Annotated in this window: 5 protein-coding genes and 1 pseudogene; 2 read left to right on the plus strand and 4 right to left on the minus strand. The window is 70.5% G+C overall.

Going from position 1 to position 5,336, the window contains the following annotated elements; translation table 11 throughout:
• Positions 1-318: 318 nt before the first annotated feature.
• From pyrC to ruvX, 3 genes are all read right to left on the minus strand, one after another.
• Positions 319-1,623: a dihydroorotase gene (gene pyrC / locus AC1U89_RS24380; RefSeq protein ID WP_479902195.1), complete on the minus strand. Its 1,305-nt coding sequence runs from the start codon at positions 1,621-1,623 to the stop codon at positions 319-321.
• Positions 1,620-2,621: an aspartate carbamoyltransferase catalytic subunit gene (locus AC1U89_RS24385; RefSeq protein ID WP_479902196.1), complete on the minus strand. Its 1,002-nt coding sequence runs from the start codon at positions 2,619-2,621 to the stop codon at positions 1,620-1,622. The genes pyrC and AC1U89_RS24385 overlap by 4 nt, the downstream gene beginning before the upstream one ends.
• Before the next feature lie 74 nt (positions 2,622-2,695).
• Positions 2,696-3,181 carry a Holliday junction resolvase RuvX gene (gene ruvX, locus AC1U89_RS24390; RefSeq protein WP_479902197.1) on the minus strand — a complete coding sequence of 162 codons (486 nt, stop codon included), beginning with the start codon at positions 3,179-3,181 and terminating at the stop codon, positions 2,696-2,698.
• 115 nt (positions 3,182-3,296) lie between these two features.
• Here ruvX and gatC point away from each other — a divergent pair, with 115 nt between their 5' ends.
• Together gatC and gatA are read left to right on the plus strand one after the other, a co-directional pair.
• On the plus strand, positions 3,297-3,584 hold the full coding sequence (gene gatC / locus AC1U89_RS24395) for an Asp-tRNA(Asn)/Glu-tRNA(Gln) amidotransferase subunit GatC (RefSeq protein ID WP_029916248.1): 288 nt from the start codon (positions 3,297-3,299) through the stop codon (positions 3,582-3,584).
• Complete coding sequence (gene gatA / locus AC1U89_RS24400; RefSeq protein WP_479902198.1) at positions 3,584-5,056, plus strand: Asp-tRNA(Asn)/Glu-tRNA(Gln) amidotransferase subunit GatA; 1,473 nt, start codon at positions 3,584-3,586, stop codon at positions 5,054-5,056. Before gatC ends, gatA begins: the two co-directional genes overlap by 1 nt.
• A gap of 73 nt (positions 5,057-5,129) precedes the next feature.
• Here gatA and AC1U89_RS24405 read toward each other — a convergent pair.
• A pseudogene (locus AC1U89_RS24405) lies at positions 5,130-5,336 on the minus strand (hypothetical protein); the annotation flags it as partial.

Genomic DNA, 5,336 nt, shown 5'->3' on the forward strand with positions numbered 1-5,336 from the left:
GATCAGTCGGAGTCGCCGACGGCCCCTTCCGGGCGACTTTGATCCTGCCCGCCCGAGGGGGAACGTCGACCGGGATGAAACAGGCCCTCAGTCGCCGTCCCTTGAGAAGAACGGTTCCGCGGAGCGGTCGAGCCAAGCCGAAACGCAAAACACACTCACGGTCTCCGGGCGAAGCCCGGCCCGCTCCGCGCCTCCCCACCCCCTCGCCGCGAAAGCCCGAGGTCGAGAAGCCGTGTCTGAAAAGCCATGCCCGCTAGGACTTGCCCCCACCTGACCGCTGCGCGGTCTGCCCGCCCCCGGAGGGGGCGGAGGCAGTTTCTACCCCTCCGCCCGATGCACGACCCGCCCGTCGACGATCGTCATCAGCACCTGGCCCTGCAGCCTCCGTCCGTCGAATGGCGAGTTCTTGGACTTCGACAGCAGCTTGCCGGCGTCGATGATCAGGGGCGCGTCCAGGTCGCACAGCACCAGGTCGGCCGGGGCGCCGGGGGCGATGCGGCCCGACTGCAGGCCGATCAGGCCGGCCGGCGCCAGGGTGACGGTGCGGATCAGGTCGACCAGCGGCAGGCGCTCGTCGTGATAGAGGCTCAGCAGGGCCGGCAGCAGGGTCTCCAGGCCCACGGCGCCGGGGGCGGCCTCGTCGTAGGGCAGGCGCTTGTCCTCGGCCGGAGCCGGGGCGTGGGCGCTGACGACGATGTCGATCAGGCCGTCGGCCAGGGCCTCGATCAGCGCCTGGCGGTCGTCCTCGCCGCGCAGGGGCGGGGTGACCTTGGCGAAGCTGCGGTAGTCGCCGATGTCCAGCTCGTTGAACGACAGGTGGTTGATCGACACCGAGGCGTGGACGCGCAGGCCCTTCTGCTTGGCGCGGGCCAGGGTCTCCAGGGCCTGGGCGCTGGTGACCTGGTCGACCAGCAGGCGGCCGCCGGTGGCCTCCAGCAGGGCGACGTCGCGCTCCAGCATGATCCGCTCGGCCATCGGCGAGATCGACGGCAGGCCCATGCGGCCGGCGAACTCGCCGCCGGTCGCCGCGCCGCCCTTGGCCAGCCACGGGTCCATCGGCCGGTGGGCCAGCAGGGTGTCGAAGCCCTTGGCGTAGGTCAGGATGCGCTGCATGACCTTGCTGTCGACGATCGGCTTGTCGGCGTCGGTCACATAGACGCAGCCGGCCTCGCGCATCAGGCCGATCTCGGCCATCTGCTCGCCGGCCAGCCCCTTGGTCGCCGCGCCGGCGCAGAGGATGCGGGCGCTGTCGATGTCGCGGGCGCGGCGCAGGATGAAGTCGACCACGCTGGGGTCGTCGACGGCGGGGTCGGTGTCGGGCTGGACGACGAAGCTGGTCACCCCGCCGGCCGCCGCGGCCTTGGCGGCGCTGGCCAGGGTCTCCTTGGTCTCGGCCCCGGGCTCGCCGGTCTTGACCCGCAGGTCGATCAGGCCGGGGGCCAGCATGGCCCCGCCGCAGTCGACGACGCGGACGTCCTTGCTGAGCTTGCCGAACTCGCGGCCCTTGGCGACGTCGGAGATCACGCCCTCGGAGACGATGACGCCGCCGGGGCCGTCATAGCCGCTCTCGGGATCGACCAGGCGGGCGTTGATCAGGGCGAGGGGGGGCGATGAACTGGTCATTTGCCGTGCTCCTCGAGCCGGTGGGCAAGGGAGGCGAGGACGGCCATGCGGGCGGCGACGCCCATCTCGACCTGGTCCTGGATCAGGCTGATCTCGGGATCGTCGGCGACGTCGGAATCGATCTCGACGCCCCGGTTCATCGGACCGGGGTGCATGACCTTGGCCTTGGGCGCGGCGCGGGCCAGCTTCTCGCGGTCCAGGCCGTAGAAGCGGAAGTATTCGCGGGTCGAGGGCACGAAGGCCCCCTGCATGCGCTCCAGCTGCAGGCGCAGCATCATCACCACGTCGGCCCCGGCGATGCCGGCCTTCATGTCGTGGTGGACGGTGACGCCCCAGCGCTCGGCCTGCGCCGGCATCAGGGTGGGCGGTCCCACCAGCCGGACGCTGGCTCCCAGGGTGTGCAGCAGGGCGACGTTCGAGCGGGCCACGCGGCTATGCAGCACGTCGCCGCAGATGGCCACGGTCAGGCCCGAGACCCGGCCGAAGGCGCGGCGGATGGACAGGGCGTCCAGCACCGCCTGGGTGGGGTGCTCGTGCTGGCCGTCTCCGGCGTTGATCACGCTGCCGCTGACCTTCTGGCTCAACAGCGACGCGGCGCCCGACGAGGCGTGGCGCACCACCAGCAGGTCGGGGCGCATGGCGTTCAGGGTCACGGCCGTGTCGATCAGGGTCTCGCCCTTGGTGATCGACGAGGTGCGCGGGCTCATGTTGACGACGTCGGCGCCCAGGCGCTTGCCGGCGATCTCGAACGAGCTCTGGGTGCGGGTGCTGTTCTCGAAGAACAGGTTCATCAGCGTCCGCCCCTTGAGGATGTCGAGGGACTTGGTCGTCTGGCGATTGAGGGCGACGAAGGCGTCGGCCAGGTCCAGCAGGTCGGTCGCCTGCGGGGCGTTCAGGTCGCCGGCCGACAGGAAATGGCGGCGAGGGAACGAGAAGATGCGCTTACGGATCGTCTCGATCGGATCGGCGGGCTCACGGGGCGGGGGTTTTGCCGTCATGAGTGCGCGTCATAGGCGGGTTTGGCGTCGCGGGGAAGGGCGGTGCGTGAAACCCTCTCCCTCTGGGAGAGGGCTTAGGACGCCGCCTCGCGGATCCCCCGCATCCGCTCCAGCGCGCCCTGCAGGATCCAGCCGGCGGCCATCTTGTCGACCACCTCGCCGCGGCGCTTGCGGTTGACGTCGTGCTCGTCGATCAGCACCCGGGTGACCGCCGCCGTCGACAGGCGCTCGTCCCAGAAGGTGATCGGCAGGTCGGGGCGCAGGCGCAGCAGGTTGCGGCCCAGGGCGCGGTTCGACTGACAGCGCACGCCTTCGGTGCCGTCCATGTTGATCGGCAGGCCGATGACGATCCCCGCCGCCTTGCGGCCGTCCATCAGCTTGAACAGGGTCTCGGCGTCCTGGGTGAACTTGGCCCGGGCGATGGTGGCCAAGGGGCTGGCGACGGTCAGGGTGACGTCGGACACGGCCACGCCGATGGTCTTCTCGCCCGGGTCCAGGCCGACGATCGGCTTGTAATCGGGAATGGCGGCGGCGAATTCGGCGATGTCGAGAACGGGCATTCGTCCTCATACCACGGGGAAGCGCCCCCCCGACAAGAGAACCGCGAACAAGGGAACGCTTGTCAAAGCGCCCCTCGCACGGCTAACCCACGCGCTTGGAATTCAGGAGGCCCCCATGGCCATTGACGCCGCCACCGTGCGGAAGGTCGCGCGGCTCGCGCGCATCGCCGAACCCGAAGAGCGCATCGAGGCCCTGGCCCAGGAGCTCAACGGCATCATGACGTGGATCGAGCAGCTGGCCGAGGTCGACACCGACGGCGTCGAGCCGCTGACCAGCGTCGTGCACGCCGGCCTGCCGCTGCGCGACGACGTGGTGACCATGGGCGGCGACGCCGAGGTGGTCACCTCCAACGCCCCCAAGTCGGTGGGCGGCTTCTTCGTGGTCCCCAAGGTGGTCGAATAATGAGCGCGCTCACCTCTCTCACCCTGAAGGGCGCGCTGGACGGCCTGGAAGCCGGCGAGTTCACCTCGGTCGAGCTGACCACGGCCCACATCGAGGCCGTCGAGGCCGCGCGGGGCCTGAACGCCTTCCTGTTCGAGACGCCCGAGCAGGCCCTGTCGATGGCCGCCGCCTCGGACGCCCGGCGCTCGCTGGGCGCGACGCGTCCGCTGGACGGCATTCCGCTGGGCATCAAGGACCTGTTCTGCACCGAGGGCACGCCGACCACGGCCGCCTCGCGGATCCTCGAGCCGTTCGTGCCGGAATACGAGTCGACCGTCACCAGCCAGCTGTGGCGCGACGGCGCGGTGATGCTGGGCAAGCTGAACCTGGACGAGTTCGCCATGGGCTCGTCGAACGAGACCAGCGCCTACGGCCCGGTGGTCAATCCCTGGCGCAAGTCGGGCTCGAACCAAGCCCTGACCCCGGGCGGAAGCTCGGGCGGCAGCGCCGCGGCCGTGGCCGCCGACCTGTGCCTGGGCGCCACCGCCACCGACACCGGCGGTTCGATCCGCCAGCCCGCCTCGTTCACCGGCACCGTCGGCATCAAGCCGACCTACGGCCGCTGCTCACGCTGGGGCACGGTGGCCTTCGCCAGCTCGCTGGACCAGGCCGGCCCGATCGCCAAGACCGTCGAGGATGCGGCGATCCTGCTGAAGTCGATGTCGGGCCACGATCCGAAGGACTCGACCAGCCTGGACGTGCCGGTGCCGGACTTCGCCGCCTTCGTCGGCAAGTCGGTCAAGGGCCTGCGGATCGGCGTTCCCAAGGAATACCGCGTCGACGGCATGCCCGCCGAAATTCAAAAGTTGTGGGACGATGGCGTCGAATGGCTGAAGGAGGCCGGCTGCGAGATCGTCGAGATCAGTCTGCCGCACACCAAGTACGCCCTGCCGGCCTACTACATCGTGGCCCCGGCCGAGGCGTCCTCGAACCTGGCCCGCTACGACGGCATGCGCTACGGCCTGCGGGCCGAGGGCGCCAACCTGACCGAGGTCTACGAGAACACCCGCGCCCAGGGCTTCGGCGACGAGGTCAAGCGCCGCATCCTGATCGGCACCTACGTGCTGTCGGCCGGCTATTACGACGCCTACTACCTGAAGGCTCTGAAGGTGCGCCGCCGCATCGCCGAGGACTTCGACAACGCCTGGGAAAAGGTCGACGCCATCCTGACGCCGACCGCGCCCTCGGCGGCGTTCGGCCTGGGCGAGAACAGCAACGACCCGATCGCCATGTACCTGAACGACGTGTTCACGGTGACCACCAACCTGGCGGGCCTGCCGGGCCTGTCGCTGCCGGCCGGCCTGGACGCCAACGGCCTGCCGCTGGGCCTGCAGATCATCGGCAAGCCGCTGGACGAAGGCACGGTGTTCTCGGTGGCCGGCGCCATCGAGAAGGCCGCGGGCTTCAAGGCCAAGGCCGACAAGTGGTGGTGATCCGCCGCTAGACGGACGCGAAAAAGGGCGGCCCCGCGAGGAGCCGCCCTTTCTTTTTACGCTACGCCTACAGCTACATCGGGGCGTCGGGCGTGACCGGGGCCGGAGCCGGAGCCGGGGTGGGCGCCGGGGCGGCTGGGGCCGCGATCACCGGCGTCGGGGCCGGAGCGGCGACCGGCGCGGGGACGGTCGCGCTGACGTTGGACGAGGCCGACTCGGCGTCGGGCGCGCTGGCCGGCGCCGCGCGACGGGCCGGGGCGGCGGCGCGCTTGGCCGGAGC

Source organism: Caulobacter sp. 05T431 (assembly GCF_056665975.1).

Coding starts and splice junctions, on each gene's coding strand:
- AC1U89_RS24385 (WP_479902196.1), bottom strand. CDS start 2,621: ATGACGGCAAAACCCCCGCCCCGTGAGCCCGCCGATCCGATCGAGACG.
- ruvX (WP_479902197.1), bottom strand. CDS start 3,181: ATGCCCGTTCTCGACATCGCCGAATTCGCCGCCGCCATTCCCGATTAC.
- pyrC (WP_479902195.1), bottom strand. CDS start 1,623: ATGACCAGTTCATCGCCCCCCCTCGCCCTGATCAACGCCCGCCTGGTC.
- gatA (WP_479902198.1), top strand. CDS start 3,584: ATGAGCGCGCTCACCTCTCTCACCCTGAAGGGCGCGCTGGACGGCCTG.
- gatC (WP_029916248.1), top strand. CDS start 3,297: ATGGCCATTGACGCCGCCACCGTGCGGAAGGTCGCGCGGCTCGCGCGC.